Below are 26150 nucleotides of genomic sequence, written 5' to 3' on the forward strand. Positions count from 1 at the left end.
GCACGCCGCCCGCAGACATGGACACCGCGCGGGGCGCCGCGCTGCCGAATCCGCTGCCGCGCCCGGCCGGGGAGGAGCCGGAACTCGCCCGCATCTGGCGCACGCCGCGCGGCTGGCGGCTGCTGTCCGACGTGAACAACAGCACGATCGGCGTGCTCTATATCGGCACGGCCTTGCTGTTTTTCGTGCTGGCCGGCGTGCTGGCGATGCTGATGCGCGCGCAACTATCCGTGCCGGACAACGACCTGATCAGCCACGGCCTGTACAACCAGCTGTTCACGATGCACGGCACCGTGATGATGTTCCTGTTTGCCGTGCCGGCGGTCGAGGCGGTGGCGGTGCTGCTGCTGCCCAACATGCTGGGCGCGCGCGACCTGCCGTTCCCGCGTCTGTCCGCCTATGCCTATTGGGCTTACGCCGTGGGCGGCCTGGTGTTCTTCGGCAGCCTGTTCTTCGGGCTGGCGCCGGACGGCGGCTGGTTCATGTATCCGCCGCTCACCAACGCCACCTATTCGCCGGCGCTCAATGCCGACCTCTGGCTGCTGGGCATCGGCTTCATCGAGATCTCCGCCATCGCCGGGGCGATCGAACTGGCGGTCGGCATCCTGCGCACCCGCGCGCCGGGCATGCGGCTGGATCGCATGCCGATCTTTGCCTGGGTCATGCTGGTGTTCTGCGGCATGGTGGTGATCGCGTTCCCCGCGGTGATCGTGGCCACGTTGCTGCTGGAGCTGGAGCGGGCCTTCGGCATGCCGTTTTTCGTGGCGGAGCAGGGTGGCGATCCGCTGCTGTGGCAGCACCTGTTCTGGTTCTTCGGCCATCCGGAGGTGTACATCATCTTCCTGCCCGCGGCCGGCATGGTGTCGATGATCATCCCGGCCATGTGCGGCGTGCCGCTGGTGGGCTACCGCCTGGTGGTGATGGCGGTGGTCGGCACGGGCTTCGTGAGCTTCGGGCTGTGGGTGCACCACATGTTCGCCACCGGCATCCCGGCGCTGTCGCTGAGCTTCGCCTCGGCGGCCAGCATGGCGGTGGCGGTGCCGACCGGCGTGCAGGTGTTCGCCTGGATCGCCACCATCGCCTCGGCCACGCGGCTGCGTCCGCTGCAGACCCCGATGCTGTTCATCCTGGGCTTTTTCGTGGTGTTCGTGCTGGGCGGGCTGACGGGGGTGATGCTCGCCGTGATTCCGTTCGACCTGCAGGCGCACGACAGCTACTTCGTCGTGGCGCACCTGCACTACGTGCTGTTCGGCGGCATGGTGTTTCCGCTGTTCGCCGCGTTCTATTACTGGGCGCCGTTCTCGAGCCGCCGGCCGCTGTCGCCCCGGTTGGGACGCTGGGCGTTCTGGCTGATCTTCGCCGGCTTCAACATCACCTTCCTGCCGATGCATCTCACCGGCCTGGCCGGCATGCCGCGGCGGGTCTACACCTATGCGGAGAACCAGGGCTGGACCCTGCTCAACCAGGTGTCCACGGCGGGCGCCGTGCTGCTGGCGCTGGGCGTGCTGGTGTTTCTGGTGGACCTCGCGCGCAACTTCCGGCCGGTGTTCGGCGGCGGGGCGAGCGAGGCCGGCAACGTCTGGAACGCGGGCACGCTGGAATGGCTGCCCAACGACAGCTACGGCGTGCGCAGCCAGCCCGAGGTCCGCAGCCGCGAACCGCTGTGGGACCAGCCCGGCCTGGCCGGGCAGGTGGAGGCGGGCGCCCATTATCTGCCGGGCGCGCCCACGGGGCGGCGCTCGACGCTGGTGACCAGCGCCGTGGACGCGCGCCCGGAATACGTGCTGGAGCTGCCCGGTCCGGGCTGGTCGCCGCTGTTCGCGGCGCTGGGCACGGCGGGCTTTTTCCTGCTGCTCACCTTCAAGCTGACCTGGCCGGCCGCGGCCTGCGGGGTGCTGGCGCTGGTGATGATGTGGATCTGGATGTGGCAGTCGGAGCCGCTGCCCGTCCACGCGCCGGTGGACGTGGGCGCCGGCCTGTGCCTGCCGGTCAGCTGCAGCGGCAGCCGCTCGCATGCGTGGTGGGCCATGGTGATCCTGCTGGTTGTGTGCGCAAGCATCTTCGGCGCGCTGGTCTTCTCGTACCTGTTTCTCTGGACCACCGCGCCGCCCGGCTGGCTCGAGACCGCCCGGCTGCCGGGCGCCGGCCGGGCCTGGACGGTGGCCGCGCTGCTGCTGGCCTGCGTGGTGGGCTGCGAGGCGGCGGGCCGCCGCCTGCGCGCCTCGGCCGCGGGCGTGGCCTGGCGCGTGGGCGTGGCCTGGCGCGTGGGCGGCGCGGCGCTGGCGCTGCTGGCCGGCGCCGGGGTCGAGCTGGAGGGCCACTGGCGTGCGGGGCTGCGGCCGGACGACAGCGGCTACGCCGCCTCGGTCTACGCGGTGGCGGGCCTGCAGGCGATCTTCGCGGCGATCACCGCCTATCTGGCCGCATTCGCTGGCGCGCGCGCGCTGGCGGGCAGGCTGGCGCCGGACCGCCGCGCCAGCCTCGACACCCTGCGCCTGTTCGCGGGCTACAGCGCGGCGCAGGGACTGGCCGGCCTGGCGCTGGTGCACGGCTTCCCGCGGTGGCTCGCATGACGCGCGGACCCGCCGCGCGGCACCTCGCCGGCGTGCTGGCCGCGCCGCTGCTGTGGTTCGCCCATTTTTTCGCGATCTACATCGTCAACGCGCTCGGATGCGCGCGCGGGCTGTGGCAGGCGCGCTGGGCCGGCCTGCCGCTGTCGTCGTGGCTGATCGTGGCGGTCAGCGTGCTGGTGCTGCTGCTGATGGGTTGGCTGTGGCGCCGCACGCGGCGCGCGCTCCGGGCCCGCGGCGCGGCGGACTTCCTGGGCTGGCTGGCCGGCGCGCTCGCGGCGCTGTCGGCGCTGGCGGTGGTGTGGGAAACCTGGCCGGCGCTATGGGTGCCGGCCTGTGGCCCGGCCCTGTGAGGGCTCAGGCGGCCTCGCCGCTCTCGCTCATGTTGCGCAAGGCATTGGCGGCGGCCTTGCGGATGTGCTCGGCGCAGCGCTGCGCCGCCGTCTCCTCGTCGCCGGCCTCGATGGCCGACACCAGCGCGTCGAGTTCCTTGACCGTTTCGGGCAGCCGGCCGGGGCGCGCCATGGAGACGCGCCGCAGCACCGTGACGCGGTTGTTGAGCTGGCGCAGCATCTGCCCGACCACGGAGTTGCCACAGCCGGCGATCAGCACGTCGTAGAACTGGTTCTTGATGTTGAGCACGGCCGCGCGGTCGTGGGCGGTGGCGGGCTCGGCGAGCGCCGCGACGTGGCGGCGCAAGGCCTGCTTCTGTTCGGGGGTGGCCTGGGTCACGAATCCTCGCACGGCCAGTGTCTCGAGACTGCCGCGCACCGCATAGATGTCGCGCACCTCCGCCGGGGTGATGGTGGTGACCTCGGGGCCGCGGTGCGGCACGATCGTGATCAGGCCCTCGGCCTGGAGGTGCTGCAGCGACTCGCGCACACAGGAGCGGCTGACGTCGAGCCGCTCGCACAACTCGCGCTCGGAGAGCTTCTGGCCGGGCGAGAACACGCCGTCGAGGATGGCGCCGCGCAGCGCCTGGGTGGCGCGTTCGCGCAGGGAGGTTTCTTCGCGGGAAATGCGGGTGATGGCGGTCATGCGGCGATTTTAGGCGACAGTCGGATTGTCATACAACGGGGTGCCGCACCCGGTCAATGCGGGATATCGTCAGGTCTGATTGTCAGACAATCAGACTAGTATTCATCCCATGCTTTTCAGACAAAGGAGCAGTTCATGACCCGTCCGTACGCCCCCAAGAATCCCGCCCTGTTCGACCAGGGCCTGTCCACCCGGCGCGAGGTGCTGGGCGCCGAGTATGTCGACGCCTCGATCCAGAACGCCACCGACTTCAACATCGACATGCAGGAGCTGGTCACGCAGTACTGCTGGGGCGATGTGTGGAACCGCCCGGGGCTGGACCGCCGCACCCGCTCGTTCCTGAACCTGGCCATGATCACCGCGCTGAACCGTCCGCACGAGCTCAAGCTGCACGTGCGCGGGGCCATCAACAACGGCCTGACCCGCGATGAGATCAAGGAGGTGTTCCTGCAGACCGCGATCTATTGCGGCGTGCCGGCCGCCATCGACTCGTTCCGCGTCGCGGCCGAGGTGTTCAAGGAAATGGACCGCTGACGGGAGGGCATGAGATGCGCACGATAGGATTCATCGGCCTGGGCATGATGGGCACGCCCATGGCACACCTGCTGCACGAGGCCGGCCACCGGCTGGTGGTGCAGGATGTCAACCCGGCCACCGAGGCGGCGTTCGCCGCCGCGCACGCCGATGTCGTGCGCGCGCCCGACGCGGCCGCCTTCGCGGCCTGCGACGTGGTGTTCACGATGCTGCCCAACTCCGACATCGTGGACGCGGTGGTCGACGGGCTGGCTTCCCATCTGCCCGCGGGCGCCTGCGTGATCGACATGAGCTCGGCCGATCCGCATCGCACCCGGGCGCTGGCGGCGCGGCTGGCCGCGCGCGGGCTGGGCCTGCTCGACGCACCGGTCTCCGGCGGCGTGAAGAAGGCCGTGGCCGGCACGCTCGCCATCATGGCGGGCGGCGACCCGGCGCTGTTCGAGCGCCAGCGGCCCCTGCTTGCGGTGCTGGGCCAGGCCATCACCTACGTCGGCCCGGTGGGTGCGGGCCACGCGCTCAAGGCGCTCAACAACTACGTGTCGGCGGCCGCCATGATCGCCACGGCCGAAGCCATCCATGCCGGGGCGGCCTTCGGCATCGACGCCGCCACCGTGGTGGACGTGATCAACGCCTCGACCGGCAGGAACAACACCACCGAGAACAAGGCGCACCAGTTCATGCTGAACGGCGCCTTCAATTCGGGTTTCTCGCTGGCGCTGCAGGCCAAGGACGTGGGCATCGCGGCCGCGCTGGGTCCGGTGCTGGGCCAGCCGATGCGGCTCGCGCAGCAGGTCTCGGCCTACACGCGCGACGCGTCGGCCGAACTGGGCCCGGCCGCCGACCACACCGAGCTGTACCGCTACGTGGTCTGAGCGGCGCCGAACGCCTTCATTCCATTCCAATCGCGTTGCCGTGACGCGTGTCCCGCAGAGGATGCCGCGCGGCCGCGCTCGTCCGGCGGGCTTACGCGCCTGTCGGCCAATCGAGGAGACAACTCATGCAACGCATTTTTCAAGCCTGCGCCGCGGGCGTGCTGGCGCTCGCCTGCGGCGCGGCGCAGGCCTGGCCCGACCGCGCGATCACGGTAGTGGTGCCCTACGCGCCGGGCGGTTCGACCGACGTGCTGGCGCGGGTGCTGGCCGACGGCCTGGGCCGCCAGCTGGGCCAGCCCGTGGTGGTCGAGAACGCCGGCGGGGCCGGCGGCACCATCGGCACCACGCGGGTGGTGCGGGCCCAGCCCGACGGCTATACCGTGCTGTTGCACAACATGGCCGTGGCCTCCGCGCCCGCGCTGTACGCCCGGCTGCCGTATGACGTGACGCGCGACCTGCAGGCGGTGGCGCCCGCCGGCGAGGTGCCGATGATCCTGGTGCGCAACAAGAACTTCGCGCCCGATTCGGTGCAGGCCCTGATCCAGGCCATGCGGGCCGAGCCGAACGCGGTGAATTTCTCGCATGCGGGGGTGGGCGCGACCTCGCACCTGTGCGCGCTGCTGTTCACCCATACCGCCCGGGCGCAGGCGACGCTCGTGCCTTATCGCGGCACCGGCCCGGCGCTGCAAGACCTGGTGGCCGGCAACGTCGACCTGATCTGCGACCAGCCGGTGGCGACGCTGCCGCACATCCAGTCGGGCGCGCTCAAACCCTATGCGGTGGCGACCCGCGAACGCTTGCCCGCCTTGCCCGAGGTGCCGACTTTTGCGCAGGCCGGGCTGCCGGACTTCGAGCTGTCGGTGTGGCACGGCTTCTACGTGCCCAAGGGCACGCCGGCGGCGGCGGTGGAGCGGCTGAACCAGGCGGTGCGGGCGGTGCTGGCCGATCCCGCGACCGCGAAACGCCTGACCGACATGGCCGTGCTGATCCCGCCGGCGGCGAGCCAGACGCCGCAGGCATTGCAGACGTATACCGCGGCCGAGACCCGGCGCTGGGCCGAGGTGGTCAAGGCCACGGGCGTGAAGCCGCAGTGATCACTTGGGCCGCGGATCGGTGAGGGTGGCGTCGGGCGGGGTGAGCTCGCCCGCACGCAGGCGCGGCACGCAGCGGATCATGGCGCGCGTCACGTTGCGCGCCTCTTCCTGCACCGCGGTGTCGGCGTCGAGATCGGCGTGGCTGGTGGCATAGGGCCGGTAGTAGCCGATGTAGCGGTCGAGCCGCGCCGCGGCGCCGGCATCGACCAGGCCCATCCAGTCGAGCCAGTCGGACAGGGCGCGGCGCTGGCCCTCGATACCGGCCACGTCGCCATGCACGATCAACCCGTAGGCCCGGCCGGCCAAATGCTTGGGATAGTGCCAGCCATCGAGTTCCACCTGTTTCGCGCGCACCGCGTCCTTGCCGTGCGTGGTGGTCGGATCGGGGTTGCCGCCGTCGGCGCAGACGAGCCGGTCGATCATGAGCTTGAGCGGGCTGGGCGACTGATACCAGTAGGTCGGCGCGATCAGGATCACGCCGTGCGCCGCCACCCATTGTTCATAGATGCCGTTCATCGCATCGTTGCTCTGCCCGAGCGAGTGATTGGGATAGCAGCTGCAGGGCCAGTGGCACAGCGGCATGGCCGTGGACACGCAGCCCTTGCAGGGGTGGATCTCGTACTGGTATTCGGCCACCAGCCGGCTGAGGTCGAGCATGTCGGCTTCGACGCCGGCCGCCTCGAGGGTCTCGCGCACCAGGCCGGCGAAGCGCCAGCTCTTGGAGGCCTCGCCCGGACAGGTGCCGTCGTTGCGCGCCGCCCCGTTGATCACGAGCACGCGCGCGGGCGTCTGCGGATCGCGCTGGCGCAGCGCCGCCTGTTCGAGCCGGTCGCGCGCGGCCTTCCACTCCACCGACAGCGCATGGTCCGGATCGGCATAGCCCGGGCCGGCCCGGACCGTGATCGGCGCCTTGCGGCTGTCCTGGTAGGCGTCCCAGGCGATCTGTTCGAGCCGGGCGAGCGCCGCATCTTCGCTGCGGAAGGCCGGGTCGTAGAAGCGCCGCAGGAAGCGCTCGCGAAACACCGCGCGCGGCAGCTTGCCGGAATACTGGCCCTTGCGCGGTTCGAGATCGGGCGCGGACGGCGCATTGGGCGGCGGGTGGGACATGGCGGGCTCCTGGTCCGGATGGTGCAGTGCGGCCGCGCAAGCACCATGCCCGGTGATGCCGAGAGCAACTGTGCCGAGCCAGGGACGCGTCGTGCCGGCACCACGGGCGGCGGCACGACGCGGCTTCGCCGACGGGCGCCGCGTGCTAAGTTGGCGAGACGGCGGGCCGGGCCCGCGCCATCCGGAGGGGCGGGAGATGCGATTGTTGCTGGTGGGAGCGACCGGGCTGGTTGGCAGCCACGTGCTGCGGCTGGCGCTGGCCGATGCGCGGATCACACAGGTGACGGCGCCGGTGCGCCGGGCACTGCCACAGGCGTCGCGGCTGCTGGCGCCGCAGGTCGACTACGCGTCGTTGCCGCCGGACGCGCCCTGGTGGCAGGCCGACGCGGTGGTGTGCACGCTGGGCACCACGATCCGGACGGCGGGCTCGCAGGCCGCGTTTCGCCGCGTCGACCATGACTACCCGCTGGCCGTGGCACGCCTGGCCCGGGCCGCCGGCACGCCGGTCTACGTGCTGAACTCGGCGATCGGCGCGGATGCCGGGTCGCGCTTTTTCTACAACCGCGTCAAGGGCGAGCTCGAGCGCGACCTGCAGGCGGAGGGCTTTGCCTCGCTGACCTTCGTGCGGCCGGGCCTGATCGGCGGCCGGCGCGAGGAATTTCGCGCCGGCGAGCGGATCATGCAGGGGCTGCTGGGCGCGCTCGGCCCGGTGTTGCCGGCCCGCTGGCGCCTGAATCCGGCGCCGCGCATCGCGGCTGCGCTGCTCGAGGCCGCGGTGCAGGCGCGGCCGGGCGTGCACGTCATCACGGCCGACACGCTGACCTGAGCGCGCAGCCCGCAGGCCGCGATGCGCCTGCCGCCTGCCGCTTGCCGCGCGCCGCTTGTCCCACCCGCGCCTACACGCGCGCGAGCGCCTGGGCCAGGTCCGCGATCAGCTCGTCGACCGCCTCGAGCCCGATGTTCAGCCGCACCAGCCGGCCGGCATAATCGCGATGGGGGCGCTTGAGTTCGGGATACGACAGGGCCAGGCTCGTCACGCCGCCCCAGCTCATGCCGATCCTGAACAGCTGCAGCGCGTCGATGAAGCCCGCCACCCGCGCGGCGTCGTAGTCGGGCTTGAACAGGATGGAAAACACGCTGGCCGAGCCGGTGAAGTCGCGCGCCCAGATCTCGTGGCCCGGGCTGCCGGGCAGGGCCGGGTGATACACCGCCTCGATCTGCGGTTGCTCGCGCAACCATCGCGCGATTTCGAGGGTGGCGCGTTCCAGGTGGTCGAGCCGCAGCGCCAGCGTCTGCAGGCCGCGCAGCGCGAGGTTGCAGTCGTCGGGCGACACGGCCAGGCCGAGCTGCTGGTGGGCATCGCCCAGCCGGGTCTTGAGCTCGGCCGTGGCGACGGAAACGGTGCCCAGCAACAGATCGCTGTGGCCGCCCACGTATTTGGTCAGCGCCTGTATGCTGATGTCCACGCCGTGCGCAAAGGCGTCGAACAGCACGCCGGCGGCGTAGGTGTTGTCGAGCGCCACCGGCACGCCGCGCGCGTGCGCCGCGGCGCAGATCGCCGGCACGTCCTGGATCTCCATCGTGACCGAGCCGGGGCTTTCGGTCCAGACCAGCGCGGTGTCGGCGCGGATCAGGTCGGCGATGCCGGCGCCGATCAGCGGATCGTAGCCCTCGATCGTCACGCCGAAGCGTTCCAGCATGCCGCGCGCGAGCTTGAGGTTGGGGCCATAGGCGCTGTGCGGCACGAGCACGTGGCTGCCGGCGCGACCCAGGGCAAGGTAGACCAGCGCGATCGCGGCCTGGCCGCCCGGCACCACGAAGGTGTGGTGCGCCTTTTCCAGCTGCGCGATGCGGGCGCCGAGCTCGAGGGCGGTGGGCGTGCCGTACACGCCATAGGTATAGCCGTGCTCGTCCTGGCGCCAGCCGTCGCGCACGTCGGCCTGGCGCTCGAACAGTACCGTCGAGGCGCGGTGCGTGGGCACCGTCAGGGATTTGAAGTCAGCGGGGGCGAGCGCCTGGGGCTGGACGAGTCGGGTGCGCCAATGCATCGAAAACTCCGTAAGGAAAGGAATGGGCGGTATCGGCCGCACTTTATTGCGTCGACACCGAGAAGTGGCCCCGTATTACTCCCTTGATATGAGAAAATTTCTCACATGAAACCGGCCAACCTGCCCGACGCCTTCGATCTCGCCCTGCTGGACGTGCTGCAGCAGGACAACAGCCTGCCGCTGCGCGCGCTGGCGCAGCGCGTGCATCTGTCCACCGCCTCGGTGCAACGCCGCATCCAGCGCCTGAAGCAGGCGGGTTTCATCCAGGCCGACGCGAGCGTGATCGACCCGGAGAAGCTGGGGCAGGTCATCACCCTGGTGGTCGAGGTGCATGCGGACCGCACCCAATCGGCCGACCTCGAGCTGATGAAGCGCGCGTTCTCCGGGCCGGAGATCCAGCAGTGCTATTACGTGACCGGCGACGCCGACTTCCTGCTGGTGCTCACGGTGCCGAGCATGACGGTGTTCCAGGCGCTGGCGCAGCGGCTGTTCCACGACAATCCCAACGTGAAGTGGTTTCGCACCATCGTGGTCCTGGAGCGCGTCAAGGCGACCCTGCACGTGCCCCTGCCGGCGGCCGCCAGCCGCTGAACGGATCGCGGCGCAGCCGCGCCTCTCGCTGCGCGGGTTGCCGGCGCCAGGTGTGGCGCGACACGCTTGCCGCGGCGCGGCCGCGCGACGCTGGGCAGCTCACCGCGCCGCCCCGGACACGGGCGCGGCGCATTTGCAAATCGCCGATCCTTCGTTCGCGCCGCGCGGCGCGCCGCCTACCATCCTCACTTTGTCGGATCAGGCGAGGAGCGGCAACATGGCAGTCACACGCAGACGCATCGAAGGCAGCACGGAGAGCGGCTACGACGCCGACGTGCTGGTGATCGGGGGCGGCCCGGCCGGCACGTGGGCGGCGATCAGCGCGGCCCAGGCGGGCACGAGCGTGGTGCTGGCCGACAAGGGCTACTGCGGCGCCTCGGGCGCCACCGCGGCGGCCGGCACCGCTGTCTGGTACGTCGAACCCGATCCCGCGCGGCGCGCCGCCGCCATGGCGAGCCGCTACGAAATGGGCGGACGGCTCGCCTCGGCCGCGTGGATGCGGCGCGTGCTCGACCAGACCTGGGACGGCATCAACACGCTGGCCGAATGGGGCTATCCGTTTCCCGACGACGAGGGCGGCGTGTCGCGCCGCAACTCCCTGCAGGGCCCGGAATACATGCGCCTGATGCGCAAGCAGGTCAAGCAGGCCGGCGCCCGTATCCTCGATCACAGCCCGGCGCTGGAGCTGCTGCGCGATGCGGCGGGGGCGGTGGCCGGCGCCGCCGGCATCGACCGCCAGCGCGGCGGCCGCTGGGAGGTGCGCGCACGCGCAGTGGTGATCGCCACCGGCGGCTGCGCCTTCCTGAGCCGCGCCCTGGGCTGCAACGTGCTGACCGGAGACGGGCTGTTGATGGCGGCCGAGCTGGGCGCGGAGCTGTCGGGCATGGAGTTCTCCAACGCCTACGCCATCGCGCCCGAGTTCGGCTCGGTCACCAAGACGCTGTTCTACAACTGGGCGACGTTCACCGACGCCGACGGCGTGCCGATCCCCGGGGCGGCGTCCAAGGGCGGGCGCTCGGTGATCGCGCGCGAACTGCTGCGCCAGAAGGTCTATGCCCGGCTCGACCGCGCCGATGCGGCCACGGCCGCGGCAATGCGCGCGGCCCAGCCGAACTTCTTCCTGCCGTTCGACCGCAGCGGCATCGATCCGTTTGCCGACCGCTTTGCCGTCACCCTGCGGCTCGAGGGCACGGTGCGCGGCACCGGCGGCCTGCGCCTGACCGGGCCGGACTGCAGCACCTCCGTGGCCGGCCTTTATGCCGCGGGCGATGCGGCCACGCGCGAACCGATCTGCGGCGGCTTCACCGGCGGCGGCAGCCACAATGCCGCCTGGGCGATCTCCTCGGGCAGCTTCGCCGGCACGGGCGCGGCCGACTATGCGCTGCAGCAGCCGGGCGAGCGCGGCGCGACGCAGGGCGCCGGCGTGGCGGCGCTGCGTGGCCGCGGCGCGCACCCGGTCGACGCGACGGCGCTGGTGCGTGCGGTGCAGGCCGAGGTCATGCCGTTCGAACACAACTATTTCCGCACCGGCGAGGTGCTGGAGGCCAGTGCCGCGCGGCTCGATGCGCAGTGGCACGCCCTGCGCGCGAGCGGGCCGGCCGATGCGGGCAGCGTGCTGGCGGCGCGCGAAGGCGCGGCCATGCTGGCCACGGCGCGCTGGATGTACCGCAGCGCGCTGGCGCGCCGCGAGAGCCGCGGCATGCACAAGCGCTACGACTTCCTCGAGCAGGATGCCGCGCAATACCATCACCTGAGCTCGGGCGGACTGGACGAGGTCTGGGTGCGGCCGCAAGCCTGCGCGCCCGACGCGGCCCTGGCATCGCAGGACAGGAGGCTGGCGGCATGATCGAGCTCATCAGCGCAGACCGCTGCACCGGCTGCAACATCTGCGTGCGCGTTTGCCCCGTGAACGTGTTCGACCTCGTCGCGGGGGCCGCGCCGGTGATCGCGCGCCAGGATGCCTGTCAGACCTGCTTCATGTGCGAGGCCTGGTGCCCGGAGGATGCGATGTACGTGTCGCCCAATGCCGACGCGCCCGAGGCGGTCGACGAGGCCGCCCTGGTCGCGAGCGGGGTGCTGGGCAGCTACCGCCGCGGCATCGGCTGGAGCCGCGACACGCGCGCGCTGCGGGGCGGCGACCAGTCGTTCCGCCTGTTGGGCGGCGGCCCGGCGAAGTAGCGGCCGAGCGCCGCCAGACCGACGAGGCGCGACGCGTGGCCCGGCGGGCGCGCGCCGCGCCTGCCAGGCCGCGGCGCGCGCGGGGCCGCTTGCCCGCCCGCGTCAGCCCGCCGGGCCTGTCGGCGCCAGCGCCTGGGCCGCGGGGGCGGCATCCGCTTCGACGCGCGCGCCGCCGCTGCCGCCGCGCTGCAGGAAGAACACCGCGATGCCGATCACGAGCCAGATCCCGCCGGTGATCTGCGCCATCACGCCGGCATTCATCAGCACGTAGGCAATGATGACGAAGCCGATCACCGGCAACAGCAGGTGGCTGAGCCAGCGCCGCGAGCCCTGCTTGCGCAGGTAGTACCACATCACGGCGAGATGTAGCACGGCGAAGGCGCTGAGCGCGCCGAAGTTGACCATCGCGCTCATCATGCCGATCTCGCCCGCCGCCGCGATCACCAGCACGGTGGAGATGCCGGCCACGGTGAGGATGGCCGCGCTCGGCACCTTGCGCCGGTTGACGTGGGCGAGGAAGGCCGGCAGCTTGCGGTCGCGCGCCATCGAGTAGACGAGGCGGCTGGTGGCCGCCTGCGCCGCCAGCGAGTTGGCGATGCCGATGGCGACCACGTTGCACAGGAAGAACGCGTTGACGATGCCGGTGCCGGCGATGGCGCGGATGGGCTCGAAGAAGAAGTTGGCGATCCGGTCGTCGGGTACCGCGGCGTAGGGGCCGGCCAGCAGCGAGGCCAGCCAGGTCTGCGCGACGAACAGCACGCCGATGATGAGCAGGCTGTACACCATGGCGCGGCCGGGCGAGCGGGCGCCGCCGGTGGACTCCTCGGCCATGGTGGCGATGCCGTCGAAGCCCAGGAAGCTCAGCACGGCGATCGACAGCGCCGAGGCGACCAGCGCGGGCGTGACGTGCTCGGGATTCCAGAGCGGCGCGGTGGACCACGCGGCCTGCGGCAAGGTGTGTCCCATCAGGCCCGCCACCGCGATCCCGATGAAGGCCGCGACGAACGCGAGTTCGATCACGAGCATGACCCGGTTCATTCGCTTGAGCGACGTCACGCCCGAGAGGTTGATCGCCGCGTTCACCACCACGAACAGCACGCCCCACAGCCAGCGCGGCGTGCCGGGCAGGATGCCGACCATCGACTCGGCCGCCATGATGTAGAGCAGGGTGGGCGTGAGCAGGTAGTCGAGCAGCATGAGCCAGCCGGCGAAAAAGCCGATGGCCGGGTTGATGCCGCGGCCGACATAGCTGAACACGCCGCCCGCCAGCGGAAAGGCGCGCGCCATCTGCGAATAACTCAGCGCCGTGAAGATCATGGCGGTGGCGCCCAGCAGGTAGACCAGCGGCACCATGCCCTTGGACAGGTTGTAGACCTCGCCGAAGATGGCCCACGGGGCAATCGGCAACATGAAGATCAGGCCGTAGATCAACAGGTCGCCGGTGGACATGGAGCGCGACAGCTCCTGCTTGTAGCCGAACTGGCTGAGGGGATCGGCGGCGCCGACCGGGGTCTTGGGTTCGTTCATGCGGCCTCCGGGTGCGCGTCGTGGCGGCCGATGAAGGCGCCGATGATCTCCTGGAACGTCTCCGGGTATTCGAGGTGCGAGCAGTGGCTGGCGCCCGGGATCACGACCGCGCGCACGTCGGCCACGTGATCGAGAAAGGGCTGCCACACGATGGGCTGGGCCTCGTCGAACTCGCCGGCCACCACCAGCGTGGGCACCGCGATGCGCGACAGCCGGTCGATGATGCTCCAGTCTTTCAGCGTGCCGATCACATGGAACTCGTTGGGGCCGTTCATGGTGTGGTAGACGGTCGGGTCGGCCTCGACGCGGGCCACCGAATCGGCATAGTCGGGCGGATACTCCGGCATCCGCACCACGTGGCGGCGGTCGTATTCGCGCGCCGCCGCGAGGTAGTCGGGATGGTCGAGGCTGCCTTCGGCCTCGTGATGCTCGAGCACCTCGCGCACCTCGGCCGGCAGCGCGGCGCGCAGCGTGCGGGCGGCCTCGATCCAGAGCGGCAGGGCGGCCAGCGTGTTGCACAAGGACAGCGAGACCACCTGCGGCGCCTGCGTGGCCGCGATCTCGGCACCCAGCATGCCGCCCCAGGAATGGCCCAGCACATGGGCGCGTCGGATGCCGAGCGCGTCCAGCACGGCGTGGAACTCGCGGATGAAGAGTTCGGGCGTCCAGTAGTCGGGCGGCGCGTCGGGACGATGGGTGGATCGGCCGCAGCCATGCTGGTCGTAGTGCACGACCGGCCGGCCGGTGCTGTCGGCCAGGGCCGCGAGGTTGCGCAGGTAGTCGTGCGCGAAGCCCGGGCCGCCATGCAGCACGACGAGCGGATGCGCGCCGGCCACCGGCGTGTCCGGATGCGTGAGGCGCACCCAGGTGTGTCCGTGGTTGAACGGCACATGATGTTCAGTGATGACGGGCAAGGTTGTCTCCTATCCGATTGAACGTTGGCGACCGCCTGATGGGCGATCGCCGCACATCCTTTTCGGTGGGGCCTTGCGTGTCAATGCGAACCTAGGGACAACGAGGGGAAGTCGCGCGGAGAATCGGACCCGCTCGAAAACTTTTCGATGCGCAGTGATTCAGGATGCGCGGAGAGGTTGCGCGTGCAACGGGCCGGCGGCGCGCTTCAGGCGAGCCTGCCGTCGGCATCGTGGACCACCCGGCCGCCCACTACCGTGAGCCGGCACGACACCTCGCGCCAGTCGGCCACGGGCGCGGCCAGCGGATCCTGGCTCAGCACCGCCAGGTCGGCGGCATAGCCGGGCGCGAGCGGCCCCTTCCAGTCCTCGTCGAAGGTGAGCCGGGCGCCGGCCACGGTGAAGGCGTGCAGCGCGTCGCGGGGCGCGAGCGCCTGGCGCGCGCCGATGCGGCGGCCCGTGATGCGTTCCTGGCGCGCGGCCGCGACCCACAGCGTGAAGAAGGGATCGTAGGGAATGTTGTCGGTGGCCAGGGACAGCGGCAGGCCGAGCTCGAGCATGGTGGCATGCGCGACCACCGCGTCGCCGCCGTCGGGCTCGTCGAGATACGCCGCGCCGCCTTTCCACAGGAAATAGGTGGGAATGGTGGTGACCAGTACGCCGAGCGCCTTGAGCGCGGCGAGGTCGTCGCGCCGGGCGCGGGCGATGTGCTGCACCACCCAGCGGCGCGGCGCCAGCGCAAAGCGCGCATCGATCTCGCGCAGCACCGGCAGGATCTCGTGCAACTGGTCCGACACGATCACGTTCACGCGCAGGTCGTGTTCGGCGGCGAGCCAGCACAGGGCGCGAAAATCGGCCGGCGTCACGGCCTGCTCGACGAAGCCCGACCAGCCGGTGTCGGGCAGGTTGGCGCGCGCGCAGCAGGCCACGGTGGGGTCGCCGCCGTAGGCGATGTGCACCCCGCTCACGCGCAGCCAGCCGTCGCCCAGGCCACGCCCGCGCGCGGTGGCCGACCAGTCGCGCAAGGCGCGTGCGGCTTCGTCCAGGTCGCCCCAGCTCGGGCTGAGCACGAGGCCGGTGCGCATGGTGAGCTCACCGTCCTCCCACAGTTGCCGGTACACGGCGATGGTCTCGGGCGCGCTGCCGTGGCCTTCGTAGATGCTGGTCGTGCCCTGGGCGTGATACAGCGCCTGCGACAGCCTGAGCGCCTTCAGGCGCTCGGCAAAGCCGAAGCGCGGCACGTCCGCCAGCAGGTCGAACTCGAGCGCCGGCCGGTTGTTGTGTTCGATGATCTGGCCCGTGAGCGCGCCCGCGGCGTCACGGCCGAGCTCGATGCCGCGGCAGCGCGCCGTGCTGTCGGGACGCAGGCCGTTGCGGGCCAGCGCCAGGCTGTTGAGCGCGGCATGGCCGGGCGGGCGGCCCCAGTTGCCGAACGGTGCCGGGATGTAGACCGGATGGTCGGGCGCCGCGGCATCCAGCTCCGCGCGGCTGGGCAGGCGGCCCTCGGCCAGCGTCGCCGGCCCGGTGAAGTAATGCGGCGGCGTGCCCACCGGCATGGTCACGATGTATTCGCCGCGGGGCGTGATGCGCGCCTGGGCCCGCACCACGTCGAGCACGTCGGCCACGCTGCGCGCGTGCGCCAGCGAGGGCCGCAGGTGCTTGAGCCCCTCGCGCTCCATGTGGGCGTGGGTGTCGTTGAATCCCGGGATGACCGCGGCGCCGTCGAGGTCGAGCGCGCGCACGCCGGCGCCGCGCAGCGCCAGCGCGGCCTCGTCATAGGCGGCCACGCGGCCGTCGCGCAGCGCGATGGCGTGGGCCTCCGGATGATCCGGGTGGAAGGTGTGGATGCGCGCGTTGTGCAGCACCAGGTCGGCCGGCGCCCGCATCACGACACGCTCTGGTACCACGGGAACAGCCGCTTGACGGCCCACACGAAGAGGCGGTCGGCGATGAAGCCGAAGGCACCGAGCAGCACCAGGCCGATGAACATGATCTCGACCTGGAACAGCTGGTGGCCCAGCGACATCATGTAGGCGATGCCATGGGTGGAGCCGGACAGCTCGGCCGCGACCAGCACGATCAGCGAAACCGCGATGGCCTGGCGCACGCCGGCCAGGATGAAGGGCAGGGCGGCGGGCAGAATCACCAGGAACAGCGTGCGCACGCGGCCGGCGCCCAGGGCGGCGGCGGAGCGCAGATAGACGATGTGGGTATCGCGGATGCCGATGAAGGTGGTGATCCAGATCGGGAAGAACGCGCCCCAGGCGATCAGGGCGACCTTGGGCAGCTCGCCGATGCCGAACCACAGTACCGCCAGCGGCACCACGGCCAGCGACGGCACCGAGCGAAAGCCGTGCAGCACCGGCTCGCTGAGGTGGTGCAGCGTCTCGATGCGCGCGGTGAGAAAGCCCGCCGTGATGCCGAGCACCAGGGCAATGGAGAAGCCGCCCGCCGCGCGCGCCAGGCTGGCGCCGATGTGGTGGGCGAGCTCGCCGGACGCGATCAGGGGCAGGGCGGCCTGCAGCACGCGCGATGGCGGCGGGAACAAGGCCGGGTTCATCCAGGGCAGCAGGTGCGGGATGGCCTCCCAGGCCGCGAGAAACAGCACGATGCCGGCGACGTTCAGCCACAGCCGGCGGTGGCGGCGGGCGCGCTCGCGCCGCAGATGCTCGCGCTGGAAGCGTGCGGCCACCGGGTTGGTGCCAGGCGCGGCGGGCGTGGCGGCCGCGGGATCGTCGCGGTCCAGGATCAGCGTGCTCATGCGGCGTGCCTGTGGGTGCCGGCCGCAAGCGCGGCCTCGATCTGGTTGTAGTAGCGCGCGAACTCGAGCGAGCCGCGCTGGCGCGGGTAAGGCAGGTCGATGGCGATGTCGGCCGCGAGCGTGCCGGGGTGCGGCGCCATGACGACGGCGCGCTGCGCCAGGAAGATCGCCTCGTCGATGTTGTGCGTGACGAACAGCACCGACACGCCGGTTTCCTGCCACAGGCGCAGCAGGTCCTGCTGCAGCGTGGCGCGCGTCATGGCGTCCACGGCCGCGAAGGGCTCGTCCATCAGCAGCACCTTCGGTTCGACCACCAGCGACCGCGCCACCGCGATGCGCTGGCGCATGCCGCCCGAGAGCTCATGCGGATAGCGTTCGGCCGCGTGGGCGAGGCCGACCCGGCGCAGCGCGGCGAGCGCCCGCTCGCGGCGTTCGCCGGCCGGCACCGATTGCGCGCGCAACCCGAACTCCACGTTCTGGCGCGCGGTCATCCACGGAAACAGCGCGTATTCCTGGAACACCACGCCGCGCTCGGGCCCGGGCCGCGTCACGGCCGCGCCGTGGAAGGCCACCGTGCCCTCGGTGGGCTGCAGAAAGCCTGCCAGCAGGTGCAACAGCGTGGTCTTGCCGCAGCCGGACGGGCCGATGAGACAGACGAACTCGCCGGCCTGCACCTGCAGCGACACGTCGTGCAGCGCCTGCGCGGGGGCATCGCCCCGGGTCGCGAAGAACTGCGAGACCCGGTCGAACTCGATCAGCGCGGCCATGGTTCAGGACAGCGTGACGCGCTCGGGCGCGGCGGCGGCGAGGGGCGCGTCCTTGATCGCGGCGCGGAACAGAGTGCGCAGATCCCCGGCCGGCTTGGGCGAGAGCTTGTTGTCGATCGCCCATTGCGCCTGCACGACCAGGTCTTCGATGAAGCTGTCGTCGAAACCGACCTTGAACTCGAACACCGAGGTGGCCTGCTTGACCTCGGCCGGCGTGCTGCGGATGCGCGCGGCGATCAGTTCGGGCCAGGCCGGATCCTGCGCAATGCGCTTTTCCGCGTCGAGCAGGGCGGCGATGGCGTCGCGCACCAGCGGTCCGCGATTGTCCAGGGTGTTCTGGTTCACCAGCAGCAACTGATGGCTGCGGAAAAACTTCTCGTAGCCGGTCTGGGTGAGGAAATAGGCCTTGCCGCCGCTCTGGCGCAAGGCGGCGTTGCCGGCCTGCGCGGTCCAGGAGAAGGCATCGATGTCGCCCCGCACCAGCGCGCCGATCAGGTCGGTGGGCGCCAGGTTGACCTGGGTCACGTCGCGCTGGCCCAGGCCGGCAAAATCCAGATAGCGCGCCAGCGCGTACTGGCCGGAGGTGCCGGCTGGCGTGCCGACCTTCTTGCCCTTCAGGCTGGCGGGATCGTCGGCCTTGATACCGCTGCCCTCGCGCGCCACGATCTTCATGTCGTAGGAGTAGCGCGAGAAGTTGGCCAGGACGCCGGGCTTGAGGCCCTGCAGCACCGCGAACACGAAGGGCGTGTCGGTGGTGGTGGAGAAATTGGCGGAGCCGGCCAGCAGGGCCTGCATCGAGTCGCGGCCGGTGGGGAAGTCCAGCACCTTCAGGTCGACGTTGCGGTCTTTCCAGTAGCCGGCGCTCTCGGCCACGAATGGCAGGGCCCAGGTATAGCCGGCGCTGCCCGAGGCCAGCACGGCCTGCTCGCGGGCCTGGGCCAGCACGGCGCGCGGCAGCGACACGCCGGCCACCCCGGCGGTTGCGGCCACGCCGATGTTGAAGAGCAGACGCCGCCGCGCGGTGTCGATGGTGGCCAGTTTCTTGAACGAACTCATGCTGCGTGATCCGAAGTGAGGGGTGTCATAGCTTGCGGTCATGCTAGGGGCGGCTCGTTGCGCGCACAAAGAATATCTCGGCATATGCTTGGGGCCGGTCGGCGCATACCGATATGCCGAAAGCGTCGTTCGCGCGCGCCCCACGCGGGACTATGGTGATGGCCTGCAACCCTGGGGCCGCCTCATGCCCGCGCAACGTCAACTCAGGCTGGGCGCCTTCATGCGCCCGGTCAGCATCCACACCGGCGCCTGGCGCTATCCGGGCGCCCAACGCGACGCCAACTTCAATTACCCGGCGCTGCGGCGCTATGCGCAGACGCTGGAGCGGGCGCGGTTCGACGCCTTCTTCATGGCCGACCACCTGGCGCTGCTCAACATGCCGATCGAGGCGCTCAAGCGCAGCCACACGGCGACGTCGTTCGAGCCCTTCACGCTGCTGTCGGCGCTGAGCCAGGCCACCGAGCGCATCGGCCTGGTGGCCACGGCCTCCACGACCTTCGACGAACCCTTCCACGTGGCGCGGCGCTTCGCCTCGCTCGACCACCTGAGCGCGGGCCGGGCGGGCTGGAACATCGTGACCACGGCCAATCCGGACGCGGCACTCAACTTCGGCCGCACCGAACAGCCCGACCACGCGCTGCGCTACGCGCGGGCCCGCGAGTTCTACGACGTGGTGACCGGCCTGTGGGACAGCTGGGCCGACGACGCCTTCGTGCGCGACGCCGACAGTGGCGTGTACTTCGATCCGGCCAGGCTGCACACGCTCGATCACCGCGGCGAGCACCTGTCGGTGAAGGGCCCGCTGCACATCGCCCGGCCGGTGCAGGGCTGGCCGGTCATCGTGCAGGCGGGCGCGTCAGAACCTGGCCGCCAGCTCGCGGCCGAGACGGCCGAGGTGATCTTCGCGGCGCAGCCGACGCTGGCCGATGGACGGGCCTTCTATGCCGACGTGAAGGGGCGCATGGATCGTCTGGGCCGCAATCGCGACCATCTGAAGATCCTGCCCGGCGCGCTGGTGGTGGTGGGCGAGACGGCCGAGGCGGCCCGCGCGATCCGGGCGCGGCTGGACAGCCTGGTGCACGAACAGAGCGCGATCGCGTCGCTGTCCATCGCGCTGGGCTGCGACGCCAGCCGTTTCGATCCGGACGGCAGGCTGCCGCCGATCCCGGAAACCAACGCGAGCAAGAGCAGCCGCGAACGCGTCTTGCGGCTTGCCGAGGAAGAGGGGCTGACCGTGCGGCAGCTGGCGCAGCGGCTCGGCGGCTACGGCGGGCTGGCGTTCGTGGGCACCGCTCGCCAGATCGCCGACCAGATGCAGCAGTGGCTGGAACAAGAGGGCGCCGACGGCTTCAACGTGATGTTCCCGTGGCTGCCGGGCGGGCTCGACGCGTTCGTGGCGGACGTCATCCCGGAGCTTCAGGGCCGGGGGCTGTTCCGGCGCGAGTACGAAGGCAGCACGCTGCGCGAACATCTCGGCCTGCCGCGGCCGGAGAACCGCCACTTTCGCTGAGCGGGCGGGTGCCCGCTCGCAAGCGTCACTTCACCGGCAGGTAGCTGCCTTCGAGAAAACCGTTGAAGCCGCAATAGGGCCGGTTGCCGCCTTCGCCGCCGGGCGAGACTTCCTCGACGACCAGCGCATCGCCCTGGCGGCGGAAACGGACCGTCCAGCCCTCGTTGTCGGCGCTGTCGGCCAGCGTGCCGACGCCGTCCTTGAGCGTGAGCGGGCCTTCCACGTCGCAGAGCCAGCGTGCGTTGTGCGGCTGCGCGCCGTTGGCATGGGCGTGCAGCGTGCCGTCGGCGGCACGCGTGATCGTCACGCCGCCGATGAGGTTGGCCCACTCGCCCTCCAGGCCGGGGCGCGGCGCGTGCGAAAAGCGCTGCAGGAAGGCATCGCGCTGCTTCAGGCGGTCGGCCAGCTCTTCCTTGGGCGTGTCGTAGTTGAACGGCCGCTCGAAGGCCGCGTCGCGGCTGCCGATGAAGTAGCGCTGGTCCTGCGCCAGCGCGGCGGCGGCGGACGTGTCGAAGGCCTTGCGGGCCGCCTGGTAATGGCGCGCGATGCTGGCGTCGCGCTCGGCCAGGGCCGGGTCGGCGCAGATGGCCTTCTCGACCGCGCTGCGCGCCTTGGCGCAATCGAACGACGGCGCGGCCGCGCAGGAGGCGCCTGCGCTCAGCAGCAGGGCGGCGGACAACAGATGCTTCATGGTTGGAACTCCCGTAGACGGGCGATGCGTTCGGCCAGGCCGTCGGCGCCCAGATAATGGCCGAGCTTGCCGCGCTTCACCTTGGCCAGCGCGTCTTCGTAGTCGGCCAGCAGCGTGTCGCGCGCGGCCACGTAGTCCGCGCCCAGGTCTTGCGGCGCGGCGCCGAGGATGGCGCGGGCCGACGCCTCCGAGCCGCAGGCCACGCAGCGGGCCACGCCCTTGCCATCGGCCACCGCGCCGCGCGCGAGCAGCAGCGCCACCAGCGCGGGATCGGGCTCGCGGTCGATGCGGTGGATCGCATCGTCGATGACGGGCGAACCGGCCTCGACCAGCGCGCGCGCGGCGCGCCAGGCCTGGCGCATCAGCGCCACTTCCAGCGGCAGCGCGCTGCCGCGCAGGGGGCCGTCCAGCGCCACGCCCTGACCGGCCAGCTGGCGTACCAGGCCGGCATCGTCGGTCTTGATCGCATGGTCCAGCGCAATGTGGGCGAGGCGCGGCTGCGCCGCGATCGTGTTGGCGGCCAGCGGCGCGCGCCAGTCGAGCATGGCCGCGCGATAGAAGACCACCAGGCGGTCGGCGAGTTCGCGCGCCAGGCCATGGCCGTCGACGCGCTCGTCGAGGTACTCGAGCAGCCGCACGCCCGCGCTGTCGAGGTCGTCTTCGGGGTCGGTTTCCAGGCACAGGGCCGCGAATGCGGCGTACAGGTCGGGCGCCACCGTGGCGACGGCGTCCTGCTGCAGCGCGTGGGTCCAGCCGGGAAGACCCTGTTTCCAGGCCACCACGCTGCCCGCCTGCGGACCGCCGTTGACGACGACGTAGATGCGATCGCAATACTCGAAGCCGCCGATGGGCAGGTAGTGCAGCTTGCCGTCCCAGGGCGTGCCTTCGTCGTGGGCGGCCGCTTCGGCGCATTCCTGCTCGTGCTCGATCCAGCCGGCCAGGTCGCGGTAGTGGTCGCTGCCGTCGTAGAACAGCTCGGCCCAGCTCAGGGCTTCCTCGTTGCCGTCCATCGTGGCGTGCAGGTCATAGGCCAGCTCGCCGCCGGCGGTCAGGCGCCAGAGGTCGAGCAGGGCGGGCGGCAGCGGTCCGGCGCAGAGCGCCTCGATCTGCGCGATCCGGGCCGGGTCCAGGGGCGGCTGCACGTCGATCAGCACGCGGCCGGCAAACAGGGCGATGCCGTGTTCGCGCAGCACGCGCAGCTCGTCAGGGGAAAAGGCGTCGCTCATGAATGCTTCTGATGAGAGAGGAGGGAACCGCGCGCGGCGCGGCTTGCGGCTGGGAGCATAAGGGCTCGGGCCCGCGCGTGGCGCGCCAATCCGTGCCCAAATGCAAATGCCTGCAAGCAGCCATGTCGCGGGCGGGCGCGGCAGGCGTTCACACGGCCGCCATCGCCTGCAACACGCGCTGCCGCAGCCACGCGGTCAGGCCCAGGTTGACCAGCGCCAGCACGAGCAGCAGCCACAGCGTGCCGATCGTGCCGATGTGGGTGATGAGCATGCCGCAGGCGAGCGGCGTGAGGGCCTGGAAGATCAGCGAGGAACGGGCCAGCCGGCCCATCACGGGCGCGAGGGCGCTGGCCGGCAGCATGGCGAGCGGCAGCGTGCCGCGCACCAGCGCGCGCAGGCCATTGCCGATGCCGTAGCACACGATGCCCACGGCGGCCGCCTGCGGACTGACGAGGATCAGGCCCAGGCCGAGCGCGACGAACGCCGCCGAGATCAGGGCCATCCACATCGGATGCAGGTTCTTGATGCTGAAGGTGATGACGCGCATCAGCACCATGCTGGGCCCGATGAGCGCGCCCAGCGCGATGGCGGAGGCCTGGCTGTGGCCCACCCCCTGCAGCAGCACGATGATCTGCACCGATACCGCCGTCATCAGGATGGCAGCGATGGAGAACACGCAGGACAGCAGCCAGTAGGTGCTGCGCGGTACGGTTGCGAGCGCAGCGGTGAGGGCGGCCTTGTCGGCGGCCCTGCCCGCGGCCTTGCCCGCGGCGGCTGCCGCGTCGGCAGCGGGCGGCGCCGCGGCGGGCAGCGCCTTGAGATAGAGCGGTGTGTTCACGAGCACCAGCACGGCGGCGTAGACGGCGCAGGTGGCGCGCCAGCCCAGCGGTTCCACCATCCAGGCGAGCACGGGCCAGACCACCGTGGTGGCAAAGCCCGCGATCAGCGTGATCGCATTGATGACCGGGCGCGCGCGCTGGCGATACATGATGCCCAGCGTGGCGAACAGCGGATCGTACAGGCCGCCCGCCATGCCCGCGCCGATCAGGCACCAGCCCGCGAAGAACACCCACAGATTGGGCGCGGCGCCCACCACGCACAGACCGGCGGCGACGATCCAGCCCGAGGCCACCAGCACCTGGCGGCCCTGGCCGCGCGCGATGAAGGCGTTGGCGCGTGGCGACAACAGGCCGGAGATCAGCACGCCCACGGTCAGGGCGCCGTAGATCCACGACATCGACCACTGCGTGTCGCGATGGATCGGATCGGCCAGCACCGACAGCAGGAAGAACGAGCCGCCCCAGATCAGGATCTGGGCGATGCCGAGCAGGAAGCTGACGGAGAAGGGAACACGCGCCTCGCTGGCGCCGGCGGGCGTGGCGCTCATGCGGCGCGCACCGCAATGCGTGCCGTGGGGTGCGGGGCTGCGCCGCGGGGCCCCGGGCTGCCTCCGCATGGCGGCGGAAAACAGGGGTGCGGCGTGCAGCAGGAATCCATGGGGAGACAGCGGGAAGAAGGGCGGGAGACAGGAATGGTAGGCCCGATTGCGGCGGCGGGCAACGTGCGCGCCGGCGGCCGTCCATTCCGCCGGATCGCCGGCCGGCCCAGGCACCGGTGGCGTGTGCGCGGGCCCTGCGGATCCGCGCGCTCGGCAGGGGCCGCTGCGGCGCAAACGTCGGCGATCAGGCTTTCATCGTCGCCGATTCGGCGTTGGCTCGGCGCACGAACTCGACGAAAGCCCTGAGCGGTGCGGGCGTGAAGCGTCGGCCCGAGTAATAGAGATACGGGCCGGGAAAGCTGGGCCACCACTTGGGCAGGACAGGCACGAGCGTGCCCGCGTCGAATTGCGGGCGCAACCAATCCTCGAACAGATAGACGATGCCGGTGCCGGCGCAGGCGGCGTCGATCGCCAGGTCCACCGCACCGCCGATCCGCACCACCAGCGGGCCGGTGGGCTCGAGTTGGTGGCGCTCGCCGTTGCGTTCGAACTCCCACGGCGGCATGGCGCCGCTCGGGAACCGCCCGCGCAGGCAGGCATGCTGCATCAGGTCGCGCGGATGGCGCGGCGTGCCGTGGCGCGCCAGGTAGGCGGGCGAGGCGGCGGCCGCGAACCGTTGCACGCGCGGGCCGATCGGCAGCGCGATCATGTCCTGCTCCAGGCTTTCTCCATAACGGATGCCGGCGTCGCAGCCCTCGGCCAGGATGTCGACGAAGCTTTCCTCGGCCACCACGTCGAGCCGGATGTCGGGGTACTCGGCGAGAAAGGGCGGGACCAGCGCCGGCAGGACCAGGCGCGAGGCGCTGAGCGACACGTTCAGCCGCAGGGTGCCGGCGGGCTGGTCGGCGCTGCGGCTGAAGGTGTCGATGGCCGCCTCCATCTCGCTCAGCGCGGGGTCGAGCCGCGCCAGCAGGTTGCGGCCGGCCTCGGTGAGCGACACGCTGCGAGTGGTGCGATGCAGAAGGCGCACGCCCAGGCGCGCCTCGACCCGCCGCAATGCGTCGCTCAGGCGCGAGGGGTTGGTATTGCCCAGCCGCGCGGCCTCGCGGAAGCCGCCCGCCCGGGCCACGGCCACGAAGGCATTGAGATCGTTCAGGTCGATGTGCATTGTCCGATAACCCGTACAGGCTGTGCGGATTGTACGGGATTATCAACGGGCGGATCCGGCTCTATCTTGAATGCCTGTTCCTTCCACAGACACCTCGGAGCCCGTCATGACCTCGAATTCTTCCTCTCTTTCCCAAGCCGGCCACTGGCAGCTCGGCAGCCGCCAGGTCAAGCGCCTGGGCTATGGCGCCATGCAGCTCGCCGGACCCGGCGTGTTCGGCCCGCCCAAGGAACGCGACGCCGCGCTGGCCGTGCTGCGCGAGGCCGTGGCGGCGGGCGTCGATCACATCGACACCAGCGACTTCTACGGCCCGCACGTCACCAACCAGCTGATCCGCGATGCGCTGGCGCCGTATCCGGACGAGCTTACGATCGTGACCAAGATCGGGGCGCGCCGCGGCGACGATGCCGCCTGGCTGCCGGCCTATTCGGCCGAAGCATTGACCCGCGCGGTGCATGACAACCTGCGCAACCTCGGACGTGAAGTGCTCGACGTGGTGAACCTGCGCATCATGTTCGATCCCTTTGCGCCGGCCGAGGGCTCGATCGAGGCGCCGCTCACGGTGCTGGCCGAGCTGCAGCGGCAGGGCCTGGTGCGCCACGTGGGGCTGAGCAACGTCACCGCGGCCCAGGTGGCCGAAGGCCGCGCGATCACCGAGATCGTGTGCGTGCAGAATCTCTACAACCTGGCGCAGCGCACGGACGACACGCTCATCGACCAGCTGGCGCGCGACGGCATCGCTTACGTGCCGTTCTTTCCGCTCGGCGGCTTCAACCCCCTGCAGTCGCAGGCCTTGTCGGACGTGGCGCGCAGCCTCGGCCATACGCCGATGCAGGTGGCGCTCGCATGGCTGCTGCAACGGGCGCCGAACATCCTGCTGATTCCCGGCACCTCGTCGGTCGCCCACCTGCGGGAGAACCTGGCGGCCGGCGCGATCGTCCTGCCGGACGAGGCGCTCGCCATCCTGGACGGCATCGGCGCGCGCGCCTAGAACCGCCGCGCGCGGTCGGCGGATTGGATGCGCGCGCAACCACGGCGACACGCGGCCGGACGGCGGCAGCGC

General features: G+C 71.0%; 24 protein-coding genes. 11 read left to right on the plus strand and 13 right to left on the minus strand.

All coding sequences use genetic code 11. The annotated features are described in order from the left end of the window. Window positions 1-17 precede the first annotated feature (17 nt). A complete protein-coding gene (locus CEG14_RS10100; protein ID WP_094826244.1) occupies window positions 18-2573 on the plus strand; it encodes a cbb3-type cytochrome c oxidase subunit I in 2556 nt (851 codons plus the stop codon). Continuing rightward, complete coding sequence (locus tag CEG14_RS10105; protein WP_094826245.1) at window positions 2570-2923, plus strand: hypothetical protein; 354 nt, start codon at window positions 2570-2572, stop codon at window positions 2921-2923. Before CEG14_RS10100 ends, CEG14_RS10105 begins: the two co-directional genes overlap by 4 nt. 4 nt (window positions 2924-2927) lie before the next feature. Here the strand turns inward: CEG14_RS10105 and CEG14_RS10110 are convergent, their stop codons facing one another. Further along, window positions 2928-3608: a GntR family transcriptional regulator gene (locus CEG14_RS10110; RefSeq protein ID WP_094826246.1), complete on the minus strand. Its 681-nt coding sequence runs from the start codon at window positions 3606-3608 to the stop codon at window positions 2928-2930. Between the two features lie 135 nt (window positions 3609-3743). On the opposite strand from CEG14_RS10110, the gene pcaC reads away from it, so the two are divergent. The 3 genes from pcaC (at window position 3744) to CEG14_RS10125 (ending at window position 6108) form a co-directional block, all read left to right on the plus strand. Next, window positions 3744-4142: a 4-carboxymuconolactone decarboxylase gene (pcaC, locus tag CEG14_RS10115; RefSeq protein WP_094826247.1), complete on the plus strand. Its 399-nt coding sequence runs from the start codon at window positions 3744-3746 to the stop codon at window positions 4140-4142. 14 nt (window positions 4143-4156) lie between these two features. After that, complete coding sequence (locus tag CEG14_RS10120) at window positions 4157-5014, plus strand: NAD(P)-dependent oxidoreductase (protein WP_094826248.1); 858 nt, start codon at window positions 4157-4159, stop codon at window positions 5012-5014. A gap of 125 nt (window positions 5015-5139) precedes the next feature. After that, window positions 5140-6108 (plus strand): tripartite tricarboxylate transporter substrate-binding protein, encoded by a 969-nt coding sequence (locus CEG14_RS10125; RefSeq protein WP_094826249.1) that lies wholly within the window; start codon window positions 5140-5142, stop codon window positions 6106-6108. Here CEG14_RS10125 and CEG14_RS10130 read toward each other — a convergent pair whose 3' ends face one another. Continuing rightward, complete coding sequence (locus CEG14_RS10130; protein WP_094826250.1) at window positions 6109-7215, minus strand: flavodoxin family protein; 1107 nt, start codon at window positions 7213-7215, stop codon at window positions 6109-6111. It lies immediately after the preceding gene. Between the two features lie 196 nt (window positions 7216-7411). Between CEG14_RS10130 and CEG14_RS10135 the strand changes: the two genes are divergently transcribed. Continuing rightward, window positions 7412-8041: an NAD(P)H-binding protein gene (locus tag CEG14_RS10135; protein ID WP_094826251.1), complete on the plus strand. Its 630-nt coding sequence runs from the start codon at window positions 7412-7414 to the stop codon at window positions 8039-8041. Between the two features lie 70 nt (window positions 8042-8111). Here the strand turns inward: CEG14_RS10135 and CEG14_RS10140 are convergent, their stop codons facing one another. Next, complete coding sequence (locus CEG14_RS10140; RefSeq protein WP_094826252.1) at window positions 8112-9263, minus strand: cystathionine beta-lyase; 1152 nt, start codon at window positions 9261-9263, stop codon at window positions 8112-8114. A 105-nt stretch (window positions 9264-9368) separates the two neighbouring features. On the opposite strand from CEG14_RS10140, the gene CEG14_RS10145 reads away from it, so the two are divergent. The 3 genes from CEG14_RS10145 to CEG14_RS10155 all read left to right on the plus strand — a co-directional run bounded on the left by CEG14_RS10145 (window position 9369) and on the right by CEG14_RS10155 (window position 12032). Next, entirely contained in the window at window positions 9369-9854 is a 486-nt protein-coding gene (locus CEG14_RS10145) for an Lrp/AsnC family transcriptional regulator (protein WP_094826253.1), read from the plus strand. A gap of 217 nt (window positions 9855-10071) precedes the next feature. Further along, window positions 10072-11700: an FAD-dependent oxidoreductase gene (locus tag CEG14_RS10150; RefSeq protein ID WP_094826254.1), complete on the plus strand. Its 1629-nt coding sequence runs from the start codon at window positions 10072-10074 to the stop codon at window positions 11698-11700. Beyond that, entirely contained in the window at window positions 11697-12032 is a 336-nt protein-coding gene (locus CEG14_RS10155; RefSeq protein ID WP_094826255.1) for a 4Fe-4S dicluster domain-containing protein, read from the plus strand. Before CEG14_RS10150 ends, CEG14_RS10155 begins: the two co-directional genes overlap by 4 nt. A gap of 102 nt (window positions 12033-12134) precedes the next feature. Here the strand turns inward: CEG14_RS10155 and CEG14_RS10160 are convergent, their stop codons facing one another. The 6 genes from CEG14_RS10160 to CEG14_RS10185 all read right to left on the minus strand — a co-directional run bounded on the left by CEG14_RS10160 (window position 12135) and on the right by CEG14_RS10185 (window position 19054). Continuing rightward, window positions 12135-13559, minus strand: a complete 1425-nt coding sequence (locus tag CEG14_RS10160) for an APC family permease (protein ID WP_094826256.1) — start codon at window positions 13557-13559, stop codon at window positions 12135-12137. Then, complete coding sequence (locus CEG14_RS10165) at window positions 13556-14473, minus strand: proline iminopeptidase-family hydrolase (protein WP_256985630.1); 918 nt, start codon at window positions 14471-14473, stop codon at window positions 13556-13558. Before CEG14_RS10165 ends, CEG14_RS10160 begins: the two co-directional genes overlap by 4 nt. A gap of 206 nt (window positions 14474-14679) precedes the next feature. Then, window positions 14680-16356, minus strand: a complete 1677-nt coding sequence (locus CEG14_RS10170; protein ID WP_179280619.1) for an amidohydrolase — start codon at window positions 16354-16356, stop codon at window positions 14680-14682. Beyond that, complete coding sequence (locus tag CEG14_RS10175; protein WP_094826257.1) at window positions 16356-17231, minus strand: ABC transporter permease; 876 nt, start codon at window positions 17229-17231, stop codon at window positions 16356-16358. The genes CEG14_RS10170 and CEG14_RS10175 overlap by 1 nt, the downstream gene beginning before the upstream one ends. Beyond that, window positions 17228-17998 carry an ABC transporter ATP-binding protein gene (locus tag CEG14_RS10180; protein ID WP_094826258.1) on the minus strand — a complete coding sequence of 257 codons (771 nt, stop codon included), beginning with the start codon at window positions 17996-17998 and terminating at the stop codon, window positions 17228-17230. Before CEG14_RS10180 ends, CEG14_RS10175 begins: the two co-directional genes overlap by 4 nt. Window positions 17999-18001: 3 nt before the next feature. Further along, the gene (locus CEG14_RS10185; protein WP_094826259.1) at window positions 18002-19054 is read right to left on the minus strand and encodes an ABC transporter substrate-binding protein; all 1053 of its coding nucleotides are present in this window, start codon (window positions 19052-19054) and stop codon (window positions 18002-18004) included. Between the two features lie 184 nt (window positions 19055-19238). Here CEG14_RS10185 and CEG14_RS10190 point away from each other — a divergent pair, with 184 nt between their 5' ends. Next, the gene (locus CEG14_RS10190) at window positions 19239-20564 is read left to right on the plus strand and encodes an LLM class flavin-dependent oxidoreductase (RefSeq protein WP_094826260.1); all 1326 of its coding nucleotides are present in this window, start codon (window positions 19239-19241) and stop codon (window positions 20562-20564) included. 25 nt (window positions 20565-20589) lie between these two features. Here CEG14_RS10190 and CEG14_RS10195 read toward each other — a convergent pair whose 3' ends face one another. The 4 genes from CEG14_RS10195 to CEG14_RS10210 all read right to left on the minus strand — a co-directional run bounded on the left by CEG14_RS10195 (window position 20590) and on the right by CEG14_RS10210 (window position 25087). Further along, window positions 20590-21255, minus strand: coding sequence for a lysozyme inhibitor LprI family protein (locus tag CEG14_RS10195; protein WP_094826261.1), 666 nt, complete (start codon window positions 21253-21255; stop codon window positions 20590-20592). Further along, on the minus strand, window positions 21252-22481 hold the full coding sequence (locus CEG14_RS10200) for an SMI1/KNR4 family protein (RefSeq protein WP_094826262.1): 1230 nt from the start codon (window positions 22479-22481) through the stop codon (window positions 21252-21254). Before CEG14_RS10200 ends, CEG14_RS10195 begins: the two co-directional genes overlap by 4 nt. Before the next feature lie 148 nt (window positions 22482-22629). After that, on the minus strand, window positions 22630-23868 hold the full coding sequence (locus CEG14_RS10205) for an MFS transporter (protein ID WP_094826263.1): 1239 nt from the start codon (window positions 23866-23868) through the stop codon (window positions 22630-22632). 295 nt (window positions 23869-24163) lie between these two features. Next, window positions 24164-25087 (minus strand): LysR family transcriptional regulator, encoded by a 924-nt coding sequence (locus CEG14_RS10210; RefSeq protein ID WP_094826264.1) that lies wholly within the window; start codon window positions 25085-25087, stop codon window positions 24164-24166. A gap of 106 nt (window positions 25088-25193) precedes the next feature. Here CEG14_RS10210 and CEG14_RS10215 point away from each other — a divergent pair, with 106 nt between their 5' ends. Further along, window positions 25194-26078 (plus strand): aldo/keto reductase family oxidoreductase, encoded by an 885-nt coding sequence (locus CEG14_RS10215; protein WP_094826265.1) that lies wholly within the window; start codon window positions 25194-25196, stop codon window positions 26076-26078. The last annotated feature ends 72 nt before the right edge of the window (window positions 26079-26150 follow it).

The sequence above is a fragment of the Bordetella genomosp. 1 genome, from assembly GCF_002261335.1.
GTDB lineage: Bacteria > Pseudomonadota > Gammaproteobacteria > Burkholderiales > Burkholderiaceae_B > Bordetella.